We start from the raw sequence: 22,405 nt of genomic DNA on the forward strand, positions 1-22,405 counted from the left end.
TAATTCCTAATTTAGTACCAGTTAGTTTATGATCACTGTTAACGCAGATGTTCAATTTGTGTATTATTTAAAGCTTGTTTAGTGATCATGCCCGGGCGGGATTTCGGAATTAAAACTCTGAAATTCCGCTTTTTTTTGTGATAGGAATGGATTCCAAATTCCAAGATCCAAGCACCAAATTCCACCTCTCGACGAGCCTGTATCGAGCGCCCGCGTGCCGCTGAAGCTAAAGCGGAGGTGCAAGTCGAGATGCTCGAGGTGACATTCCTCTTAATACTTAGTACTACTACTCTACAACACCCCTAAGGTCCCCTCAAGGGGACAATGCTAACAACCACCAACATACACCGAAGCCTAAGCGAAGGAGTAACAACCAGCAACCATCTTTGTACTCACTACTCAATACTCATCCCGATAGCTATCGGGACTCACTACTAAACACAAAAAACCCTCACTTTTCAGCAAGGGTCTCTTCTAATATCTCAAATCTGATATCTCAGATCTAGTATCTATAATACTCAGGCTTATAAGGTCCTTCAACCTTTACACCGATATATTCTGCCTGATCTTCTTTTAGCTCGGTAAGCTCAGCACCTACTCTGGCAAGGTGAAGTTTAGCTACTTTTTCATCCAGATGCTTAGGAAGCATATAAACTTCATTCTTGTAGTTCTCACTGTTGTTCCAAAGCTCGATCTGTGCCAGTGTCTGGTTAGTAAAGGAGTTACTCATTACAAAACTTGGGTGTCCGGTTGCACAACCTAAGTTTACCAGTCTACCTTCTGCAAGAAGAATGATATCGTTTCCGTTTACAGTGTACTTATCTACCTGAGGCTTGATCTCTACTTTACTGTCTCCGTGGTTGTCGTTTAACCATGCCACATCGATCTCGTTATCAAAGTGTCCGATATTACAAACGATAGCTTTATCTTTCATAGCCTCGAAGTGCTCTCCTCTTACGATATCCTTGTTTCCTGTAGTGGTGATAACAATATCTGCATTCCCAACAACAGTTTCCAGTTTTTTCACTTCGTATCCGTCCATTGCAGCCTGAAGCGCACAAATAGGATCGATCTCGGTAACAGTAACGATAGAACCTGCTCCACGGAAAGAAGCTGCCGTACCTTTACCTACATCTCCGTATCCACATACTACCACACGTTTTCCGGCAAGCATAACATCTGTAGCTCTTCTGATAGCATCTACCGCACTCTCTCTACATCCGTATTTGTTATCAAACTTAGACTTGGTTACAGAATCGTTCACGTTAATGGCAGGCATTGGCAGAGTTCCGTTCTTCATACGATCGTACAGACGGTGAACTCCTGTAGTTGTTTCTTCAGACAGACCTTTAATTCCGTCTACCAGCTCAGGATATTTATCCAGTACCATATTAGTAAGATCTCCTCCGTCATCAAGGATCATATTTAACGGCTTTTTGTCTTCCCCGAAGAAAAGGGTTTGCTCAATACACCAGTCAAATTCTTCTTCATTCATTCCCTTCCAAGCATATACAGGAACACCTGCTTCTGCAATCGCAGCAGCAGCCTGATCCTGGGTAGAGAAGATATTACATGAACTCCAGGTAACCTCTGCTCCGAGGGCCACTAAAGTTTCGATAAGAACAGCAGTCTGTATGGTCATATGCAGACAACCTGCAATACGAGCCCCCTTAAGCGGCTGCTCATTTTTATATTCTTCACGAAGCGACATAAGACCAGGCATTTCAGCCTCTGCCAGTTCGATTTCTTTTCTTCCCCAGCTGGCAAGAGAAATATCTTTTACTTTATAAGCTACATAAGGAGCTGTTTTTGTACTCATATCCTTTTTTATTTTTACATTCGTTAAATAAACAGGTTCGACCTGTTTTTTTGCGATTTTCAGTTTGCAAAGTTACGTAATAACATTTAGAATTAATGCCTCTTTACAAAAGTATAACAGATCACCCGGCTACTAAAGTTCTGATTTGGAAGATAGAAGAATCTGAGGAGGCTCTTCAAAAGGGTATCCAACTCACCTCTCATTGTCAAAATCGCCTGGATTCTATGAAATCGGAGATCCACAGAAGGGGTTTCCTGAGTGTCCGGCAATTGCTGAGAGAAGCAGGCTATACTCCCTCAGATCTTTATTATGATACGGAAGGAAGGCCGCATCTGAGAGACGGAAAAAAGATCTCCATTACACATTCCTTTATTTTTTCTGCCATCATAGTCAGCGATAGCATTATCGGGATCGATATCGAAAAACAAAGGGAAAAAATTAAGAATATAGCTCATAAATTTGTAGATTATGAGATGTCCTATCTCCGGAACGGGGAGATGGTACGGATGCTTACCGTAATCTGGTGTGCCAAGGAAAGCCTGTACAAGGCTTATGCTACCAACGGGGTGAGTTTTAAAAATAATATCAAGGTGATCCCGTTTAACTTGGAAGAACCCGCACTGATCGCCTGGATACAATACGAAGGGGATTTGCAGAAATACGCACTGAATTTCCTGGAATTTGAAGGATTCAGCTGCGCTTATGCCTTAAAACTATGATAAACAACCTGTATCGCCATATCGCTAATGCCCGGGTTAACGGAGAAAAATTACTGGCGGTCCTGATAGACCCCGACAAGATCTCCCCGGAAGAGATACCTTCTTTTATTAAGAATGTCAACCAGTCGGTGGCCACCCATATTTTTGTGGGTGGGAGTACGGTAGAAGAAGGAATGACCGAACAGGTGGTAAAAGCGATCAAAAAATATACGGTACTCCCGGTTATTTTGTTTCCCGGAGATGAGAGCCAGATCACCGAAGAGGCTGACGGACTGTTGTTTTTATCTCTTCTCTCCGGAAGGAATCCGGAATACCTGATCGATCAGCATGTTCGCGCTGTTCCAAAACTGATTTCCTCCGAACTGGAGATCATTCCCACCTCCTATTTGCTTATAGACGGAGGGAAGAAAACCTCGACCCAGAAGGTAAGCAGGACCAGTCCGATAGATCCGGAAGACAGAAAGCAGATCGTTCATACGGCTCTGGCAGGAGAATTTCTGGGACATAAACTTATTTACCTGGAGGCAGGAAGCGGAGCAAAATATCCAATCCCTCCCGACCTGATCGGGGAAGTCTGTACAGCTGTATCCATTCCTGTTATTGTGGGAGGGGGGATCAGACAGAAAGAACAGATAGATGCTGCCTATACTTCGGGAGCAGACATGGTAGTTATCGGAACTGCCTTCGAACAGGACCATAACTTTTTTAAAGAATTAAAGAAAGCACATGAAGATATCCGTTGAACTGACCCTGACTCCGCTTCAGGACGATTTTGAGACTCCGATAAAATCTTTTATAAAACAACTGAGGGCTTCCGGTTTTACGGTGCTGGAAAATCCGTTAAGTACACAGGTTTTCGGAGATTATGACGACCTGATGCCCTTTCTGACCAGAGAGATCAAAACTACTTTCGCGAATACCGATCACGTACTTTTGAATATGAAAATTGTTAAGTCAGACAGAAGCGATTATGAGCCAGATTTTTGATTTTTTCATCGAAGCATACCGGGAAACACCCACCTCTTTTATCCTGCTTGAAGCCATTGCTTTTCTATTCGGAATTGCCAGTGTCTATTATGCAAAAAAAGAGAATATCCTCGTGTATCCCACGGGATTAGTAGCGACTGTCATAACGGTTTACCTGCTGTACAAGGCACAATATTTTGGCGATATGACCATGAATTTCTACTATTCTGTCATGAGTATTTACGGCTGGTATAACTGGGCAAGGAAGAAGGACAATAAATTTGTGGTTCCCATCTCCCGGACCAATTCCCGGGAAAAAATGATAGGAATAGTACTATTTGTCCTGACCATGATCATTACCTACGGAGTTTATAAATTCTTCGACTATGAGTTGAAAACCGAGAATTATATTGATATTTTTACTTCTGGTGTATTTTTCACTGCCATGTGGTATATGGCAACCAAAAAAATAGAGAATTGGACGCTCTGGATCCTCGGAGACTTGATCACCGTACCTCTTTATGCATACAGGGGACTGGGAATGTTGTCTCTGCAATATTTAATTTTTACCATACTGGCAATTCAAGGCTATTTAGCATGGAGGAAAAGTTTAGACAACAGGCAAGTAATATTGTCAAAATAGTATTGTTCGGTCCCGAATCTACCGGGAAAACAACGTTATCACAACAGCTGGCAAGGCACTACAATACCGTTTGGGTGCCCGAATATGCCCGGGAATACCTGCAGAACAAATGGAACAATGAACGCAAGACCTGCGAGCCGGAAGATCTGTTGCCTATTGCCGAAGGTCAGATAAAACTGGAGAACGATCTTGCAACCAAAGCATCTCAGGTACTGATCTGTGATACCGATTTGCTGGAAACCAAAGTGTATTCCGAAGCTTATTATATAGGATCCTGCGATCCCGTCCTCGAAAAATATGCCCTGGAAAACACCTACGACCTCTATTTTCTAACTTATATAGATGTTCCCTGGGTAGAGGACGACCTGAGAGATAAGCCTAATGAGCGAAAGCAAATGTTCGAGCACTTTAGAAATGCGCTCGAAAAATACGATCGCCCCTATATTTTGCTAAAGGGTGATAAAAAAACCAGATTGGAAACAGCCGTAAAAGCCATAGATAAACTCCTAAAAAAGTATGATAAGCATGCTGGATAAAAGAGATTTGGAGCTCCTTGAGAAAAAGGGGATCACGGAAGAGAAATTATATCAGCAAATAGAAACCTTTAAAAAAGGTATTCCCTTTGTACGTCTGGCTGCATCGGCTACCGTAGATAACGGGATATGCCCCTGCCCTAAAGAACAAAAAGACACCTATATTGAGCTATTCGACCGATCTAAAGATACTCTCGACCTCCTGAAATTCGTTCCCGCATCGGGCGCAGCTACCAGGATGTTTAAATCCCTGTTTTCTTTCCTGTCGGATTTTGACCCGGAAAAGGAAAGTTTGGATAGCTATATACAAAGAGAACAAGCTTCGGATATCAAAACTTTTTTTGACAGGATAGAGAATTTCCCTTTTTACAGGCAGATAAAAGACAAGCTGACCCATAGCATTGATGAGGATAAGGGAAAGCATCTTTTCGTAAAGGAAATGCTGGACTCCGATGCCTTGAATTTTGGCGATTACCCTAAGGGATTGCTCCCTTTTCACTTATATCAGGGCCGGATGGCGACCGCTTTTGAAGAACATTTAAGAGAGGCGGCGGTTTACAGCACTTCCGGTGGAAATTCAACGCTGCATTTTACAGTTTCTGAGGCTCATAAGGAGCAGTTTCAGGATGAATTTAAAAAGTTGAAGGAAGAAGTGGAAGCAGGAACTTCGGTGAATTTTAAAGTGTCTTTTTCCTGCCAGAAACCTTCAACCGATACGGTTGCTGTAGACCCTGAAAACAATATCTTCCGACAAGATGATGGTTCTATTCTTTTCAGGCCTTCAGGTCACGGAGCCCTGATAGAAAACCTGAATGAGCAGGATGCCGATATTATTTTTATTAAGAATATAGATAATGTGGTGGTCAAAACTTATAAAGATGAGGTTTGCGATTACAAAAAGGTCCTGGCCGGAAAATTACTGGAAGTACAGAAAACAGCTTTTCGGTTTGCGGAACTTCTGGATAGGGAGGCCGATATTCCCGGAGAAGAATTAAAAAAGATCAGGGAGTTTGTAGAAGATCAGCTTCATGTTTCTCTGGGAGACGACTTTAAAGACATGGAAGCAGGAGATCGCAGGGCTATCCTGCAAAGAGTGATCAACAGGCCTATCAGGATTTGCGGTATGGTAAAGAATGAGGGAGAACCCGGAGGAGGGCCCTTCTGGATAACCAATAAAAACGGGAATACTTCCTTGCAGATCATAGAATCGGCCCAGATAGATATAAATGATAAAGAACAGAAAGAGATCCTTCAGGGTTCAACACATTTTAATCCGGTAGACCTGGTTTGCGGGGTGCGGAATTACAAAGGTGAAAAATACAACCTGCTGGATTTTGTAGATGCTTCACAAGGATTTATTACCGATAAAACAAGTCAGGGAAGGAAGTTGAAAGCTTTAGAACTCCCCGGACTATGGAACGGGGCCATGGCTCGCTGGAATACTCTTTTTGTTGAAGTTCCCTTAATAACATTCAATCCGGTAAAAACAGTAAACGACCTGTTGAAGCCTGCCCATCAGATGAGTTGAATACTGTGGAAATATTCCCCAAAAAGGAACAGAAAGACCACAGTTTTCTACAATTGGAAAAACCATTGTAATCAGATCTATTTTTTTAAAATACTGATATTTAGGTATTTGATCGAAAAATCCTGCCTGATATTCTTTTTGGTACAATAATTCCTCTTAAAAGGGTAATTTAGTTTAAAATATCCATTAAAAATTAAACCTATTTATTATGAAAAAAGTATTTATCGTTTCTGCATTTATGTTAGGCTTTGCAACAGTTTCAGGAGTTTATGCAGATACGGCAATTAATGATGAGATTATTTATGTTCAGGACGGATTTGTAGCTATTGCAGGTGAGGAGCTACCCGACGCCGTAAAAAAAGCTTTAGCCAAAGACTATCCGAATGCCGAGTTGGTAAAAGCCTATGTAAATAAGGATAAACAATACAAACTTGAACTTAGCGTAGAGGGCGAAGCCAAGACTGTTTATGCTAACGAAAAAGGAGAATGGATAGATGTTGAATAAGAGTTGAGCATATATTCAATTGTTCAGGTTACTATTTGGTAAGAGGTCGCTTTATGCGGCCTCTTTTTTTATTGTTTTTTTAAAGTCTTGCCCCGGCCTTTTCAACGTATATTAAACAAAGTGTAACCTGATGCCTAAGATCCTGCTTATTGAAGATGATGTAGCATTTTCTAAAATGCTGGCTTCCTTTTTAACCAAAAAAGGATACCTGGTTTCTACAGATTTTAATGCCCGGAATATTTCACGAACCATAAAAGAAACCGGTTTCGACCTGGTACTCACCGATATGCGCCTGCCCGAAAAAGACGGCATTGCGGTCCTGGATGAGATCAAAGCGGTAGATCGCCAGCTTCCGGTAGTGCTTATGACAGGTTATGCCGATGTTCCCACCGCTGTAAAAGCTATGAAAAAAGGAGCCTTCGATTATATTTCCAAACCCTTTCGCCAGGATGAAGTACTGAGTATTATTTCAAGGGCCCTGGAGCAGAAAAGTAAATTACGGGCCGAAGAAAAACTGCCTGCCAAAAAGCTTCCGGAAACCTTTGTTCCCGGGACCAGTGCAGAATCCCTGAAACTTCATGAGCATATTCAGTTGGTGGCTCCTACCGATATGTCGGTCCTTATCAGGGGAGAAAGCGGTACGGGAAAGGAAGTGGTTGCAAAGACCATTCACATGCTAAGCAATAGAAGCGATCGTAATTTTGTGGCCGTCGATTGCGGAGCCATTCCCAAGGAGATCGCAGCCAGCGAATTTTTTGGTCACCTCAAAGGTGCTTTTACCGGGGCTATCGACAATAAGACCGGAAGTTTTGTGGCTGCCGATAGAGGTACGATCTTCCTGGATGAGGTAGGTAACCTTTCCTATGAGATCCAGGTGCAGTTATTAAGGGCACTTCAGGAACGAAAAATAAAACCCATAGGGAGTAACGAAACAATAGATGTTGATGTACGGGTACTGGCAGCAACCAATGAAAACCTGGAAGAGGCGGTAGAAAAAGGACATTTCAGGGAAGATCTTTTTCACAGGTTAAACGAATTCTCGGTAATTGTTCCCGGATTGTGTGATCGCCGGCAGGATATCGGAATATTTGCTGATCATTTCCTCAGATCGGCTAATGCCTCCCTCGGAAGGAATATTAAAGGTTTTAGCCCGGAAGTACTGCAATTGTTCAATGAATATCGCTGGCCGGGCAACCTGAGGGAGCTTCAGAATGTCATTAAAAGGTCGGTACTACTCTCACGCGGAGAGCAGATCACCAAAGAAGTTTTACCTCCCGTTCTTTTTGAAAAAGGAAAAAAGGTGATCAAAGAGTTGTTTAACGAAGAGGAAGAACGCAGACTGATCGTAGAGACCCTCAAACAAACCGGAAATAACAAAAGCAGGGCGGCTCAGCTTTTAAATATCGACCGCAAAACACTGTATAATAAACTCAAAAAATACGACCTGATCAGTTAATCTCCTTTCTCAGGGATCGAATCAGCTTACCGATAAGATCATCCAGCTTGCGGATCACTCCACCACTCATCGAAATTTCATCGGTATTTTCGAGTTGGTTCAGGTAAAAAACAACATCATTGGCCTTTATCTGAACATACATGGGCTTCATTTTATGGGCCGTTTCCCGTATGGCATTGAGGTCTTTGCTTTTAAAGGCTTTTTTAATCCGGCTGAGGTCCTGTTTAGTGTTCTTGAGGAAGGTGCCGAGTACTTCCTTTACCAGGGCATGATCGTTCTGCAGGAACTGGAGCAGGTCGCTTAAATTATAGCTCTCTCCGTTCAGACTGATTGCCTTAACAGCTTCCGTTCTATAGGAGAAATTAACATCTTCGAAATGGGTTTCCAGGCAGTTTTTTATATCCCCCGGACTAAAGGGTTTTTTAATATGGCCTGTAAACAACTGCGACTTGTCTGCCGGGAGCTCTTCACTCAGGGCGCCGCTAATGGCAAAGACGGGCTGCTGCTTGTAATGAGGACTTTTTTTAAGAGCCGAAACAAAGCTGTAACCGTCCATCTGCGGCATCTGAATATCGGTAAAGACAATATCATAGGTAAAGGAAGGCAGTTCCTTTAAGGCGAGAGAGGCATCCTCAAAATCAAATACCAGGATATTCCATTTCTGAAGGATCTCTTTAATAAGCCGCCTCAAAGCATTATTGTCATCAATAACAATAGCAACCAGACCTTTGGAAGATTCTGTTTTTTCCGTAGGAGGAAGAGTTTTTTTCTTTTTTCTCCTGGCCTTTTCCAATGGGAGTTGCAGGTTAAAAACACTGCCCTTACCTTTTTCACTCCGTACCGAAATATCACCGCCCATGGCTATTGCCAGTTTTTTAGAAATGGCTAATCCAAGGCCGCTGCCCTCATAGTTTTTCTGTATTTCCTCATCCACTCTGGTAAATTCCTTAAAAACAGATTCCAGTTTATCTTTAGGGATGCCGATACCTGTATCTTCAACAATAATATTAATAAGCAGCTTACCGTCCTCTTGTTCTTTTTTGGTTATTTCCAGGCAAATATTGCCTTTGTGGGTGTATTTAAAGGCATTGCTAAGCAGATTGGTTGTAATTTGTTTGATCCGTAGCGGATCGCCTTTAAAGAAAGTGTTTTTCATCCCCGAAGGGAGTTTAAGCTCAAAATTCACCGCCTTTTTCTGATATACCGGCCGGACCGAATGAATGACCTCTTCTATCAGTTCACGTAGTGAAAAAACTTCTTTCTGAAGATAGAGGCTACCCGATTCCAGTTTGGAAAATGCCAGAAGGTCTTCTACCAGTTTTGTAATATATCCGGCAGAATTCTTTAGTTGATGCACATACTTTTGTTGCTTGTTGCTGATAGAACTGTCCGACAGGAGATCGGTATAGCTGATAATGGAGCTCAAAGGAGTTTTAAGGTCGTGGCTTACCATCCTGATGAGTTGTTCCCTGCTGTTCAGAACAGATTCGGCATAGTTTTTTGCTTCTTCCAGCTGTTTGCGGTACGACTGACTTTTCCAGAAATCGCTGAGAATAAGGAAGGAGAAAAGGATAATAAGGAGAAACCCAAGGATCCCCGCCAAGGTAATTATATGATTGGTCCGCTTTTGGGCGGTTTCCATGGCAATGTCTTTCTGAAGGGAATTCAGGAAGATCTCAGACTCTATATGGGTAATGATCTTTCGCAGTTGTTCAGAGAGGACAAAATCGTTTTCCACAAGCTCCTTCTCCTTTGCCTGGAGGGAAACCCTCGCATTTTGAGCCTCTGCACGCAGATCTTTCAGCAGTAATTTGGAAGCCGTAACGATAGAATCCACCGTCTTTTTACCGGGAGCATTCTCCGGATCTTCCTCCAGATTCTCATTCAGGATACCCACCAGTTTATCGATCACTTCCCGCTGATAACTTTCCAGTTTTTCGGGTTCTTCCACCAGATGATCTATAGTGATCTTCCCAAGGGAGGATTCCATTTTAGTAAGTTCTTCTATCCCGACCTTAAAGGAAATATCGGTTTCGTTGTTTATTTTGATGCGTCTCAGTTCCTTAATATTCTCATATTTTCTTTTTAAGAGGATGGAAATACTGTCTAATTGCTGAAGCTGATAACTGATGTCGATAGATCTTTTAAGGGTATCTATCTCGTCAATAATGGAAGTAACACTTTCGGTGTACATGTCAAAATTGTGCTTGGTAGCCGAGTATAGCGTAGCCTTTGCCAGGTTTTCGTTTTCATACATATGGGCCAGCAGGGAGCTTATCTTCAGGAGTTTTTCACTCTCTCCTGAAGAATTGCTTTTGGTGTAGAAGGCAGGCGATTCCTTATAAATAAACCAGGCTGCAACGATAACCAGGATACCGAGGAGGAGGTAGCTGAAGAACACTTTCAGGGTTATATTTGTTTTTTTGGGATACGCCTTCATTAAAAGCTTTTCTATTAAATACGATCAGAATTCCCTAAATAGTCTTTATCTTTGCGCCGTCTCATAAGGGGTGCCTGTCTTGACTTTTTAAGATAAGCTGAGATCATACCCAATGAACCTGGGCAGGTAATGCTGCTAAGGGAGGACCGAGCGCTTTAAAAACGTACGGTGTACGTTTTTAGCGAGGGGCCAGCCGATGCGTTGGCGATTTCCCGAAAATGCGTTTTTGGTCAATAGAGCGGAGAGTTTGTAAGAGATTAATTTTAACAAAGAATCATCGTATTTATGAACTCGCTATCTTCATTGGAAATGTCAATAATTTAAATTACAACCTGATTAATAAAGAATAATAACCCCTTTTATTCGTAAAGAATTTTACGGATGAAAAATAGATTTTTTCTGCTGCTGCTTGCTATTTGCAGCAATGTGCTTTCGGCACAGGAATTTGAAATAAGGGGAAGGGTCGCAGATCAGAACAATACTCCTCTGGCAAACGTAAATGTCCTTATTAAGGGAACCACTACCGGAACAAATACCGATACCAACGGAAATTATAATTTTTACCTCGAAAAAGAGAGCTATACGCTTGTCTTCAGTCATACTGGCTATGAAACCGTCGAGCGGAAAGTAGATCTTTTCCAGGATATGGTTCTCAATATCAGGATGAAAAAGAAAGTGGAGATCCTGGATGAGGTTTTGGTATCTGCAGTAAGGGCCAATGTACAATCGCCGGTAACCTTTTCAAATCTCTCCAAAGAGGAATTTGCTCCAAGGAACCTGGCGCAGGATATTCCATTTCTGGTAAATTTCCTTCCTTCGGTAGTTACGACCAGTGATGCCGGGGCAGGGATAGGATATACCGGGATCAGGGTCCGCGGAAGCGATGCAACCCGGGTAAATGTTACCATTAACGGGATCCCTTACAACGATGCGGAATCGCAGGGAACCTTCTGGGTCAACCTTCCGGATTTTGCCTCTTCGGTAGAAAACCTGCAATTACAAAGAGGAGTGGGAACATCCACCAACGGAGCTGGAGCATTTGGAGCCAGCCTTAACCTGCTTACCGATGCGGTTTCGGATAAAGCCAGCGGAGAGATCTCCAATTCCTACGGAAGCTTTAATTCCAGAAAACATACTATAAAATTCAATACCGGAAAATTAAACGATCATATTTCACTGGCCGGAAGGCTTTCGCTTATCAAATCGGATGGATATGTGGACCGTGCCTCATCAGATCTGAGATCGTATTTTCTTCAGGGTTCCTATGTGGACGACAATACCCTGATCAAAGCTTTGGTGTTCGGCGGACAGGAAATTACTTATCAGTCCTGGTTCGGAATAGATGAAGAAACATTAAGAACCAACCGGACTTTTAATCCGGCGGGGCAGCAGTTTGACGATGAAGGAAATCCCATAGGTTTTTACGAAGATCAGGTAGATAATTACAAACAGGATCATGCACAGTTATTGTGGAATGAAAGATGGAGCGATAACTGGAGTACCAATATCGCTTTGCACTATACCCTGGGAAGAGGCTTTTTTGAGGAGTATGTGGATTCTTTTGCCGATCCGGATGAAGCTTCTTTCGACTTTTTAGGTCTCACACCGATTACTGTTGACGGAGAACTGGTGAATACCACAGATAATGTAAGGAGGCGATGGCTGGATAACGATTTTTACGGAACGACCTTCTCGGTAAACTACAAAGAGAATGACGTAGATATAATTGTGGGAGGAGCCTGGAACAGGTATATAGGCGATCATTTCGGAGAGATCATCTGGGCCAGATTTGCCGGGAATACGGAACCCTTCGACAGGCTTTATGAGAGCACTTCCTTTAAAACCGATTTTAATCTTTACGGGAAAATCACATATGACCTTTCCGATAAGATCGTACTCTTCGGAGACCTGCAGTGGAGAAATGTAAATTATGAGGCAGACGGGGAATTATTGGGAAGAGTGCCTTTTAGTGTAGATGACAGCTTTGATTTTTTCAACCCCAAGGCGGGGATCACCTATCGCCTGAACAGTGCCAATAATATCTATTTTTCCTATGCACGTGCCAATAGGGAGCCCAATCGTTCCGACTATGAGAACGGAAACCCGAAGCCGGAGAAGCTAAACGATTTTGAATTGGGATGGCGTTACAGAAGCCCGAATGTAAAGGTTAATACCAATGTGTACTACCTGAGGTTTAAGGATCAGCTGGTACTTACGGGGGAACTGGATAATTCCGGATTCCCGCTCAGGGAGAACAGCGGAGATAGTTTCCGTTTAGGACTGGAAATAGATGCAGCTATCCGTATCTCCGATAAATGGGACCTAAGACCCAATGTGGCATTGAGCACCAATAAGAATATCGATTTTATCTTTGAGAGAGACGGTGTCCTGGAAAACCTCGGGAATACCAATATCTCATTCTCTCCGGGCATCATTGCCGGAAATACTATCAATTTCAGACCTGTGGAGAATCTGCAATTCTCTTTCCTGTCTAAGTTCGTGGGAGAGCAATATCTGGGGAATATCGATGCGGAAACTTCCAAGCTCGACAGTTATTTTGTGAATGACCTCAATGTACAGTATGAAATAAAGACCAATAGCATTTTTAAATCCATCATCTTTAATGCTCTGATCAACAACATTTTTGATGAGGAATATGTTTCTAACGGTTTCTATTTCACTTTTGATGTGGATAATCCAGACGGAACCCGTACTACTTTAGACGGTGCAGGCTTTTACCCTCAGGCCGGGATCAACTTCCTTGCAGGAGTGACTTTGAAGTTTTAGGTGTTGGTTGTTAGTTTTTAGTTGATAGTTGTTAGTTTTTAACTATTAGTATTGTCCCCTTGAGGGGACCGCAGGGGTGTTACTCTTTCACAAATGTTTCGGGGTATTGGAATTTGGTACTTGGAATTTGGAATTCAACCAGTCATCGCGAGTACAGCGAAGCGATCCCCTTAAAACATATAAAACCTCCTCCCGTCATCCTGAGCGCAGTCGAAGGACAGGGAGGAGTGAATTCTTTAACTGCTAATTCGAGATAATAACAATATTGTCATTTACCCTGGTACGGTAGTTCAGCAAGCCGAACCTTCTTTCGTTTCCGGGGGTCTCGGTAAGTAACTGCCCGTTAAACAAGCTGTATTCGAAATCGTCGCAGGGGCATACTGCCATAGTACCACCCTGAATATTCATGGTAGAACAACCGCTGGGCGCCTGGTTAGGACAACTGGCTTCCCATGCCAGGAAATTCCCGAAACCGGTGTTGATTACAAAAACACCGCGTATTCCTACTCCCTGATTCCCTATATAAACAGCATTTCCCGTAGTGTTGAGACTGCTGTATAAAGGAAGGTTAAGATTTACTTCAAAACTAAAGTTCACTTCTCTTAAAAATGGATTTCTGTCTGTAGAATCTCCACTGCATGATAACACGGCTGCAAGCACAAAAACCATTAAGAATTTTTTCATCATTTTTTACTTTTTAATGCAATTTACAACAAAACTATGTTGTATAAAAAATTTGTATATTTGTTATAAATCCTCTCTTAGAGGGGATTTTTTGTATTTATAAACGATGAAGTTATGAGTAACGTATCTTATTACACGGCGGAAGGATTAAAAAAATTAAGGGACGAGTTAAATCAGCTTAAAGATATAGAAAGACCAAAGGCTTCGCAAGCGATAGCGGAAGCAAGGGATAAAGGTGATTTATCGGAGAATGCCGAGTATGACGCGGCCAAGGAAGCTCAGGGACTTCTGGAAATGAAGATATCCAAATTAGAAGAAACCCTGGCCAATGCCAGACTAATAGACGAATCTCAATTAGATACCTCCAAAGTATTGGTGTTATCTACAGTTAAAATAAAGAATCAAACCAACGGAATGGAGATGAAATATACCCTGGTGGCAGAAAGTGAAGCCGACCTGAAAACGGGTAAGATCTCTGTTAGTTCCCCCATAGGGAAAGGCCTTCTGGGAAAATCGGTAGGAGATATTGCCGAGATAAGTGTACCTAACGGAACCTTGAAGTTTGAGATCATGGACATCACCAGAGAGTAAAAGAATTGTTTTATATAGTAGTCCTTTCTGTTTTTTGATGGAAAGGATTTTTTTATTCGGTAATTTTATAGTCTAATATTTAAGTTAAAAGCTCATGGCAAGTATATTTACAAAGATCGTTAACGGAGAGATCCCTTCCTATAAAATTGCAGAAGACGAACATTTTTTTGCATTCCTGGATATCAATCCCAATGCAAAAGGACACACCCTGTGTATTCCGAAGAAAGAAGTGGATAAGATCTTCGATCTGGATGAAGAACTTTATGCAGGACTGATGAGTTTTTCAAGAAAAGTGGCTCATGCTCTTGAGAAATCGGTAGCCTGCAAAAGGGTTGGAGTAGCTGTAGTAGGCCTGGAAGTTCCGCATGTACATGTGCATCTCATCCCCTTAAACGATATGAAGGAGATGACCTTTCAGCACAAAGTGAAGCTTTCCCCGGAAGAATTTGAGGAGACCGCTTCTGCGATCAGATCCCATCTTAAATAATTTCTTTATACCACAAAAAGAACATAGTCCCTGCAAGGGCAATGATCGTTAAGGTTGTGATATAAAAGAAAGAGGTAAAGCGCAAAGAAGGTTTTTTGGGCTCTACCATCTTATTGTAATAGTCAAAAACCCGTTCAATATCATCTGTCCAGTCTACCGGATAGATCACAGAACTGCATTTTCTACACTGTATGGTCTTGACCAGATTGCGGGTTACTTTTATAAAAAAACGGTTTTTAATTAATTTTTGATGGACCAGTAGCACCAGATCTTCATTAGAATAGCAGACCGGGCAATTATTGGTCAGTTCGGCTTCTTTAATAAGCACTAGTTTTTCTTTTGAGGCAGCCATCATGTTGATTTTTAAAACATTAAGTTACAACTTTTAATGAAATTTGCATAGTAGTTCCTTTCCGGGAAGAGGAATGTACTTTTACCTTTCCCTTGTGATAGTCTTCAACGATTCTCTTAACCAGCGACAGACCGAGACCCCAGCCTCTTTTCTTGGTGGTGAACCCGGGCTCGAAAATGATCTGGTGGTTGTTCCACGGGATCCCTTTACCCGTATCGGTAACCCTGATCTTTGCAAAGCCTCCGCCTGAGGAGACATCTACAGAAAGAGTTCCTTTCCCTTTCATGGCGTCTATACCGTTTACCACGAGATTCTCAATGGTCCAGCTGAACAATTGAGCATTCAGGTCGGCATAGATTGGTTTTTCAGGAGCTGTAAAATTAAACTGAACCAGTTTAGAGCTTCGGGTCTTCAGATAATCGTAAGCATCTCTTGTTTGTTCAATAACATCCATTTTCTCCAGAATAGTTGCAGAACCGATCTTGGAAAAACGATCGGCAATTACCTGCAGCCGGTCGATATCCTTTTCGATCTCCTCCACAATGGCCTGATCTACCTTTTCGGTCTTCAGGATCTCTGCCCATCCGAGTAAAGAAGATAAAGGTGTACCGATCTGATGTGCAGTTTCCTTGGCCATCCCTGCCCATAATTTATTCTGCTCCATAACGGTAGAGGCACGGTAAAAGAAATAAACCACTCCGCTAAAGAGGATAATGATGAGTAAAAGTGCCAGAGGATAGTACTTTAATTTGTTAAGCAGGCTGGAATTACCGTAGTACAGAGTAGCAAGCACCTCTCCGTCATGCATTATTTCGATGGGAGTGTTCACACCCGAAAACTGACGGATCTTCCTTTGGATAAAAATACTGTCGTTCACATTCTCATCATCCCCGAAGTTACTGGTAAAAATATTTCCTTCAATATTTACCAGGATCATAGGATTAGAGGTGTTGGAAGCTATGATCTCAAGCGGTAACTGCATTTCCGTATTACCCGAAGCTGTGCTCAGGGTTCGCTGAGCGGATGCCCATACCTGCATTTTCGTCCTTTCTTCATCCTTGAACTTCTGAAAAAAAGAATAGGTATTCCATAAGATAAGTGAAACGATAAAAAAGGAAGCCACGATCAATATCCAGCGAATAATATTTTTTTGTTTGCTAAAAGACATTAAGAAAATGGTTGTTAGTTTAAATATAAGGTAAAAGCTTTAAAAATATTGTTCTGTTACTAAAATCATTTTTTAAGCTCTCTTACTTTAGCTACTTTTGTCAAAACAATTATTCAGGAAAATGGTATCAATTAGTCCGTCCGAAATTCCTACAGCAAAATTACATGGGTATTTACTTGGCGCAGTGGCTCCAAGGCCCATCGCCTTTGCCAGTACTATAGACGAGAACGGAAACCCCAACCTGTCTCCCTTTAGCTTTTTTAATGTGTTTAGCTCAAAACCTCCTATGATGATCTTTTCACCAAACAGGAGGGTACGGGACAATACCACCAAGCACACCCTGGAAAATGCTAAAAAAACAAAGGAAGTGGTCATCAATGTGGTGAATTACGATATTGTTCATCAGATGTCGCTGTCCAGTACGGAATATCCGGAAGGGGTAAATGAGTTTAAAAAAGCTGGGCTTAGCATGCTGGAATCGGAGTTGGTAAAACCTTTCAGGGTTGCTGAATCTCCGGTACAGTTTGAGTGTAAGGTAAGAGAGGTTATCGAACTCGGACAGGAAGGAGGAGCAGGCAACCTGATCCTTTGCGAAGTACTTAAACTTCATATTAAGGAAGAGATCCTGGATGAAGAAGGGAAAATAGACCAGCATAAGATAGACCTGGTAAGCCGTATGGGCGGAAACTGGTACGGACGCTCCAATGTAGGCCTGTTTGAAGTGCCTAAACCCATATCTACTCTGGGGATCGGTGTAGATCAGATCCCGGCACATATCAGGTTGAGTAAGGTACTTACCGGAAACGACCTGGGAAGGCTTGGAAATATAGAGGTCCTGCCCAGTACGGAGGAGATTGAGGAATTTGTGGGGAATTCTATCGAAGTAAAAGCAGTTTTAAGTGCCGATGATGAAATTAAGCTTCATCAGAAAGCACAGGAATTTATAAATAAAAATGACGTACTTTCGGCGTGGAAAGTACTTTTAGCTAAATAATTTATGGAAATACAAGGAAAGATCAAGCAGATTGATGAGACCAAAACATTTGGGAACAACGGTTTCAGGAAAAGAGAAATGGTAATTACCACCGAAGAGCAGTATCCGCAGCACATCCTGGTTGAGTTTGTTCAGGACAAATGCGATATGCTGAATAATTTTCAGGTAGGACAGGGAGTGAAAGTAAGTATTAATTTAAGAGGAAGAGAATGGGTAAACCCTCAGGGGGAGACCAAGTACTTTAACTCTATACAGGGTTGGAGGATAGAAAACCTTCAGGAGGAAGCTCCTCAGGGAATGCCACCTGTACCTCCAATGGATGCTTTTGAGCCTGCCAAGGATTTTAATGAGGAAGAACACGACGACCTGCCGTTCTAGACGCAGTGAATGATACGAAAATAACAGAGGAGAGGCTTTAACAGCCTCTCTTTTCTTTTTAAGCGAATTTGTACTAAATTCAGGCAAAAAATTAGAATGGGTATAAACAAAATTACCTCTGCTGTTGAAACGCTTTTCAGGAAGTACCTTCCTTCTCCCTTTACCATAGCCGTCTTTTTAAGCCTTATAACCATGTTATTGGCTTTCTTTTTTACTTCTTCCCCGGAGGGAGAGAATCATGCGGTAAACATCCTTAAATACTGGGAGAGCGGGATATGGAATAACGGACTGCTGGTATTTGCCTATCAGATGATGCTCATCCTGGTTTTAGGTCATGTACTGGTATTGAGTAAGCCCGTAAGCTGGATCATCCTGCAGATCACCAAATATGTACGGAATACGGCAAATGCTGTGGTGATCGTAAGTGTGAGTACCATGTTGGTTTCCTTTTTTAACTGGGGGCTCGGACTTATTTTCGGAGCGATCCTGGCACGTAAGGTAGGTGAATATGCCCAGAAGAACCAGATCCCGGTTAACTATCCGCTTATCGGTGCGGCAGGTTATGTGGGATTGATGGTATGGCACGGGGGAATAAGTGGTTCTGCTCCGCTAAAAGTTTCAGAATCGGGTCATTTGCAATCCCTTATGGAAAGTATTTCGGAACCTGCTGTACTGGCACAACTCCCGGATTTTATCCCGTCTTATGAAACGATCTTCAGCTGGTGGAACCTCCTGCTTTTTGCCGTTGTATTGATCCTGATCCCCTTGGTGTTGTACAGAATGGGGAAGAAGCTCCCGGCTACGCCGCTTTCCCTGGATGAATATGAATTTGAGCCTGAAGATGTCTCCACCAAAAAAGGAGCTGAAAAACTGGATTACTCGAGATTGCTGGCATCTTTCTTCGGACTCATCATCCTGTTGGCATTTGTTTTTCAATACAGTCCGTTGCTGAGGTCTTTTAACCTGACCCCTAATTTGCTGAACTTTTTTATGCTGGGGCTGGCTATTATCCTTCACGGGAATTTCCGGAATTTTTTAAGCGCACTGGATGAGGCCATAAAAGATACTTCGGGCATACTGATACAGTTTCCTCTTTATTTCGGGATCATGGGAATTATGAGTAGTAGCGGGATGGTAAACCAGATTGCAGAGTTTTTTACATCCATTGCTACGGAAACCACGCTACCCATCTTTACCTTCTTCAGCGCCGGCCTGGTGAATATTTTTGTTCCCAGCGGAGGCGGTCAATGGGCAGTACAGGGTCCCATTGTTATTGAATCTGCCCTGAAACTCGGAGTTCCGCTTCCAAAAGCGGTAATGGCACTGGCATACGGAGATCAGATCACGAATATGCTGCAACCTTTCTGGGCATTACCCTTATTGGCAATTACGAAACTAAAAGCAAGAGAGATATTACCTTATACCCTGATCATGATGATTTGCGGGGTTCTGGCCTTTTTACTGGGCTTGTTTTTTCTTTAAAGTAAAAAGTCCCGATATTTATATAAATACCGGGACTTAATGTTGTGGTTTTAGGTTTTGCCTTTGCTATAAACTCAAAAAGCAATGATGAAAATAAAAATTAGTCGCAAAGGCAGTAACAAATTTGAAGAAAATAATTAACATGACAAAGAAAAGAGCAACGTTTTTTAACATTTTTTTAGGTTTTTTTAACTAAATCATCCTTTTGTTATGTACTTTCTTACGGATAAACTGGAATTCCCATCGGTAGAAAACGCTTCTGAAGAAGGGATCGTAGCCGTCGGGGGAGATCTTTCTCCCGAAAGATTGCTATTGGCATATCAAAAAGGGATCTTTCCATGGTTTGATGAAGATTCCATCATTATGTGGTGGAGTCCGGACCCCAGGATGGTTTTATTTCCCGAAAAGCTCAGGATCTCCAAAAGTATGAAGCAATTGCTGCGTAAACAGGAGTTCAGGGTGAGTTTTAATGAAAACTTCAAAGAGGTGATCACTCAATGTTCCCTGATCGAAAGGGAGGGCCAGGAAGGAACCTGGATCACCAAAGATATGATCGAAGCCTATTGCACCCTGCATAAAATGGGATATGCGGCATCGGTAGAAGTGTGGAAAGAGGACGAACTGGTAGGCGGACTCTACGGAGTAGACCTCGGTAATGGCGTGTTTTGCGGGGAAAGTATGTTCTCCAAAATAAGTAATACTTCAAAAATTGCTTTTATTCACCTGGTAGAACAAGGGAATTACCGCCTGATCGATTGCCAGATCTACACACCTCACCTTCAAAGCCTGGGAGCCGAAGAGATCCCGAGAAACCGCTTCCTCGAACTTCTGGAAAAAAGCTAAGTCTGCTGTACTTCCTTATACCTGAAACAACCTGTTTCATGATCGTTCACCATTCCGGTAGCTTGCATATGGGCATAGATCACTGTAGTCCCCACAAACTTAAAACCTCTTTTCTTCAGGTCCTTGCTGATAGCATCGGATAAGGGAGTATTAGCAGGAGCGTCCTTGTAATTCCCGAAACTGTTCTGAATGGGCTTATTATCTGTAAACGCCCAGATATATTTACTGAAGCTCCCGAACTCTTCCTGGATCTTCATAAAATTCTGTGCATTGGTAATGGTGGCCTTTATTTTTAATTTATTCCTGATAATACCCGGATCCTGTAGCAGGGATTCATATTTGGCCTCATCGTAAGTTGCAATCTTTTTATAATCGAAACGGTCAAAGGCTTTTCTGAAATTCTCTCTTTTGCGGAGGATAGTGATCCAGCTCAGGCCTGCCTGAAAGGTTTCCAGGATCAGGAATTCAAACAATGTATCATCGTCATATACAGGCACTCCCCATTCCTGGTCGTGATAAGCCTCATATAGCGGATCGCCTACGCACCATCCGCATCTGTGTTTCTCCATTTTGTAAGTTTTTTCATTTCTTACTACTAATGTATGGAATAAGAGTTTTTAAAAAAAGGATATTAATTTTAAGTTTGCCACTGAATTATGGAAATTTTAATAGACGATATACTTACGGAGAGCCTGGAAAAGGCCATTACATATAAAGAATACAGAGAACTGGTTACTGCCCTGGTAGAAGAAGGGAAATCAACAGGACTGGTTCAGAACGAATCCCTGAGTAACTATTCCGTGCTTAACGACAAGCGTATGAAGCGTTTGGATAAAACGGTTAAGCTAACGGAAGAGATCCTGGAAAAAGCCAGGGAGTTCGACGGAGATGTTAGCTGGCTGGTACTTACCGAAAGCTGGTGCGGAGATGCTGCTCAGACGATGCCTGTAATGGAGAAAATTGCAGAACTGAATGAAGGTATAGATTTTAAGGTAGTACTGAGAGATGAGAATGAGGAGCTTATGGACAGGTTCCTGACCAACGGAGCCAGATCTATTCCCAAGCTGATCGTTGTGGATAACAAGAGCAAGGAAGTTCTCAATACCTGGGGACCAAGACCTTCGGTTGCCACAAAAATGGTACAGGACTACAAAGAAGAGCACGGAAGCCTTACTCCTGAGTTCAAGCAGGACCTTCAGGTATGGTACAATAAAGACAAAGGGCAAAACACTGCAGAAGATCTTGCAGATTTGCTTTAATGATTCTGGAACAAGTAGGTAATCGTACCTATTTGTTCTCTTTTTCCCGAATTGTTTTCGAATTTAGCTTTTAAAGCGTAGGCGATGGCATTGTCTACCAGACAACCGTTCCTCGAATTGGAACTGGCCTGGTTAAATGTCGCTTCAATAACATTCCCCTGATTATCCACTTTAATATTGATAACGATCTTCCCGTTCTGCGCACAAGTGTAGATAGGATTAGGTAACTTTCTGTGCATCCTGTCTTTCAGGGAATAGGAAATAGAGGTGTTCCTGTTGGCTACATTGTTCTTTGAGATCTCCTCAGTAGTGTTATTCCCATCAGAATCCAGAGTCCTCTTTTTAACTTTTGAAGCAGAATTGATACTTCCGCTTCCTCCCGATGAGGTGAGGAAATCCTTTTCATCGTCGTTATTTTCATTATCTGAATCCTCGTTGGAGGTGTCATCTGTATTTTCGGTGTCTTCAGATTCGGCCTCTTTTGCTTCTTCCATCAACTCCTCCAGGGTCTTGAATTCATCCAGCTCTTTATCGAATCTGCTTTTAGCCGCTTCATTATAGGCCATATGCGTCTTTACCAGCTCCTGCTCAACCTTCTCTTCAATAATAGGCTCGGGGATCTCCTCCCATAATTCTTCCGGAGCTAATTCCAATAAATACTCGGGCTCTTTGATACCGCTGAGATGGATATTAAAGAGCACTAATGCCACGATTGACATGACAAAAAATGTAATGATAAAGGATAACTGTTTATCGTTTAAGCTCATACAA

23 protein-coding genes are annotated in these 22,405 nt (G+C 42.2%); 16 read left to right on the forward strand and 7 right to left on the reverse strand.

The genetic code is table 11. The features are described 5' to 3' along the window. Window positions 1–502: 502 nt before the first annotated feature. Entirely contained in the window at window positions 503–1,819 is a 1,317-nt protein-coding gene (gene ahcY / locus GWK08_RS13965) for an adenosylhomocysteinase (RefSeq protein ID WP_163607842.1), read from the reverse strand. Between the two features lie 95 nt (window positions 1,820–1,914). Between ahcY and GWK08_RS13970 the strand changes: the two genes are divergently transcribed. The 8 genes from GWK08_RS13970 (at window position 1,915) to GWK08_RS14005 (ending at window position 8,169) form a co-directional block, all read left to right on the forward strand. Beyond that, complete coding sequence (locus GWK08_RS13970; RefSeq protein WP_163607843.1) at window positions 1,915–2,538, forward strand: 4'-phosphopantetheinyl transferase family protein; 624 nt, start codon at window positions 1,915–1,917, stop codon at window positions 2,536–2,538. Further along, window positions 2,535–3,281: a geranylgeranylglyceryl/heptaprenylglyceryl phosphate synthase gene (locus GWK08_RS13975; protein WP_163607844.1), complete on the forward strand. Its 747-nt coding sequence runs from the start codon at window positions 2,535–2,537 to the stop codon at window positions 3,279–3,281. Before GWK08_RS13970 ends, GWK08_RS13975 begins: the two co-directional genes overlap by 4 nt. Continuing rightward, window positions 3,265–3,525, forward strand: coding sequence for a thiamine-binding protein (locus tag GWK08_RS13980; protein ID WP_163607845.1), 261 nt, complete (start codon window positions 3,265–3,267; stop codon window positions 3,523–3,525). Before GWK08_RS13975 ends, GWK08_RS13980 begins: the two co-directional genes overlap by 17 nt. Beyond that, a complete protein-coding gene (pnuC, locus tag GWK08_RS13985; protein WP_163607846.1) occupies window positions 3,509–4,147 on the forward strand; it encodes a nicotinamide riboside transporter PnuC in 639 nt (212 codons plus the stop codon). Before GWK08_RS13980 ends, pnuC begins: the two co-directional genes overlap by 17 nt. Then, window positions 4,102–4,683, forward strand: a complete 582-nt coding sequence (locus GWK08_RS13990; protein WP_163607847.1) for an AAA family ATPase — start codon at window positions 4,102–4,104, stop codon at window positions 4,681–4,683. Before pnuC ends, GWK08_RS13990 begins: the two co-directional genes overlap by 46 nt. Beyond that, complete coding sequence (locus GWK08_RS13995; RefSeq protein WP_317168158.1) at window positions 4,673–6,208, forward strand: DUF4301 family protein; 1,536 nt, start codon at window positions 4,673–4,675, stop codon at window positions 6,206–6,208. The genes GWK08_RS13990 and GWK08_RS13995 overlap by 11 nt, the downstream gene beginning before the upstream one ends. Before the next feature lie 208 nt (window positions 6,209–6,416). Beyond that, a complete protein-coding gene (locus GWK08_RS14000; RefSeq protein ID WP_163607849.1) occupies window positions 6,417–6,713 on the forward strand; it encodes a hypothetical protein in 297 nt (98 codons plus the stop codon). Between the two features lie 130 nt (window positions 6,714–6,843). Then, entirely contained in the window at window positions 6,844–8,169 is a 1,326-nt protein-coding gene (locus tag GWK08_RS14005; protein ID WP_163607850.1) for a sigma-54-dependent transcriptional regulator, read from the forward strand. Here GWK08_RS14005 and GWK08_RS14010 read toward each other — a convergent pair. After that, a complete protein-coding gene (locus tag GWK08_RS14010; RefSeq protein WP_163607851.1) occupies window positions 8,162–10,609 on the reverse strand; it encodes a hybrid sensor histidine kinase/response regulator in 2,448 nt (815 codons plus the stop codon). The two genes, GWK08_RS14005 and GWK08_RS14010, sit on opposite strands and share 8 nt — an antisense overlap. Before the next feature lie 381 nt (window positions 10,610–10,990). On the opposite strand from GWK08_RS14010, the gene GWK08_RS14015 reads away from it, so the two are divergent. After that, complete coding sequence (locus tag GWK08_RS14015; protein ID WP_163607852.1) at window positions 10,991–13,396, forward strand: TonB-dependent receptor; 2,406 nt, start codon at window positions 10,991–10,993, stop codon at window positions 13,394–13,396. A 243-nt stretch (window positions 13,397–13,639) separates the two neighbouring features. Here GWK08_RS14015 and GWK08_RS14020 read toward each other — a convergent pair whose 3' ends face one another. Further along, window positions 13,640–14,083: a Rieske (2Fe-2S) protein gene (locus tag GWK08_RS14020; RefSeq protein ID WP_239524925.1), complete on the reverse strand. Its 444-nt coding sequence runs from the start codon at window positions 14,081–14,083 to the stop codon at window positions 13,640–13,642. Window positions 14,084–14,194: 111 nt separating this feature from the next. Here GWK08_RS14020 and greA point away from each other — a divergent pair, with 111 nt between their 5' ends. Both greA and GWK08_RS14030 read left to right on the forward strand, forming a co-directional pair. Further along, complete coding sequence (gene greA, locus GWK08_RS14025; RefSeq protein WP_163607853.1) at window positions 14,195–14,671, forward strand: transcription elongation factor GreA; 477 nt, start codon at window positions 14,195–14,197, stop codon at window positions 14,669–14,671. Window positions 14,672–14,765: 94 nt separating this feature from the next. Further along, window positions 14,766–15,158: an HIT family protein gene (locus GWK08_RS14030; protein ID WP_163607854.1), complete on the forward strand. Its 393-nt coding sequence runs from the start codon at window positions 14,766–14,768 to the stop codon at window positions 15,156–15,158. Here the strand turns inward: GWK08_RS14030 and GWK08_RS14035 are convergent. Both GWK08_RS14035 and GWK08_RS14040 read right to left on the reverse strand, forming a co-directional pair. Further along, the gene (locus tag GWK08_RS14035; protein WP_163607855.1) at window positions 15,151–15,510 is read right to left on the reverse strand and encodes a hypothetical protein; all 360 of its coding nucleotides are present in this window, start codon (window positions 15,508–15,510) and stop codon (window positions 15,151–15,153) included. The genes GWK08_RS14030 and GWK08_RS14035 overlap by 8 nt on opposite strands. Before the next feature lie 19 nt (window positions 15,511–15,529). After that, window positions 15,530–16,678: a sensor histidine kinase gene (locus GWK08_RS14040; protein ID WP_163607856.1), complete on the reverse strand. Its 1,149-nt coding sequence runs from the start codon at window positions 16,676–16,678 to the stop codon at window positions 15,530–15,532. A gap of 121 nt (window positions 16,679–16,799) precedes the next feature. Here GWK08_RS14040 and GWK08_RS14045 point away from each other — a divergent pair, with 121 nt between their 5' ends. The 4 genes from GWK08_RS14045 (at window position 16,800) to aat (ending at window position 20,375) form a co-directional block, all read left to right on the forward strand. Beyond that, window positions 16,800–17,672: a flavin reductase family protein gene (locus GWK08_RS14045; RefSeq protein ID WP_163607857.1), complete on the forward strand. Its 873-nt coding sequence runs from the start codon at window positions 16,800–16,802 to the stop codon at window positions 17,670–17,672. Window positions 17,673–17,675: 3 nt separating this feature from the next. Then, window positions 17,676–18,050, forward strand: coding sequence for a DUF3127 domain-containing protein (locus GWK08_RS14050; protein ID WP_163607858.1), 375 nt, complete (start codon window positions 17,676–17,678; stop codon window positions 18,048–18,050). 96 nt (window positions 18,051–18,146) lie between these two features. Continuing rightward, entirely contained in the window at window positions 18,147–19,532 is a 1,386-nt protein-coding gene (locus tag GWK08_RS14055; protein ID WP_163607859.1) for a short-chain fatty acid transporter, read from the forward strand. Between the two features lie 210 nt (window positions 19,533–19,742). Next, the gene (aat, locus tag GWK08_RS14060) at window positions 19,743–20,375 is read left to right on the forward strand and encodes a leucyl/phenylalanyl-tRNA--protein transferase (RefSeq protein WP_163607860.1); all 633 of its coding nucleotides are present in this window, start codon (window positions 19,743–19,745) and stop codon (window positions 20,373–20,375) included. Here the strand turns inward: aat and GWK08_RS14065 are convergent. Continuing rightward, window positions 20,372–20,944: a DNA-3-methyladenine glycosylase I gene (locus GWK08_RS14065; protein ID WP_163607861.1), complete on the reverse strand. Its 573-nt coding sequence runs from the start codon at window positions 20,942–20,944 to the stop codon at window positions 20,372–20,374. The two genes, aat and GWK08_RS14065, sit on opposite strands and share 4 nt — an antisense overlap. 87 nt (window positions 20,945–21,031) lie before the next feature. On the opposite strand from GWK08_RS14065, the gene GWK08_RS14070 reads away from it, so the two are divergent. Next, complete coding sequence (locus tag GWK08_RS14070; protein ID WP_163607862.1) at window positions 21,032–21,634, forward strand: thioredoxin family protein; 603 nt, start codon at window positions 21,032–21,034, stop codon at window positions 21,632–21,634. Here GWK08_RS14070 and GWK08_RS14075 read toward each other — a convergent pair. Continuing rightward, window positions 21,631–22,401 carry an RPC7 family DNA-directed RNA polymerase III subunit gene (locus GWK08_RS14075; protein WP_163607863.1) on the reverse strand — a complete coding sequence of 257 codons (771 nt, stop codon included), beginning with the start codon at window positions 22,399–22,401 and terminating at the stop codon, window positions 21,631–21,633. The genes GWK08_RS14070 and GWK08_RS14075 overlap by 4 nt on opposite strands. Between the last annotated feature and the right edge of the window lie 4 nt (window positions 22,402–22,405).

Source organism: Leptobacterium flavescens (genome assembly GCF_010671605.1).
GTDB lineage: Bacteria > Bacteroidota > Bacteroidia > Flavobacteriales > Flavobacteriaceae > Leptobacterium > Leptobacterium flavescens.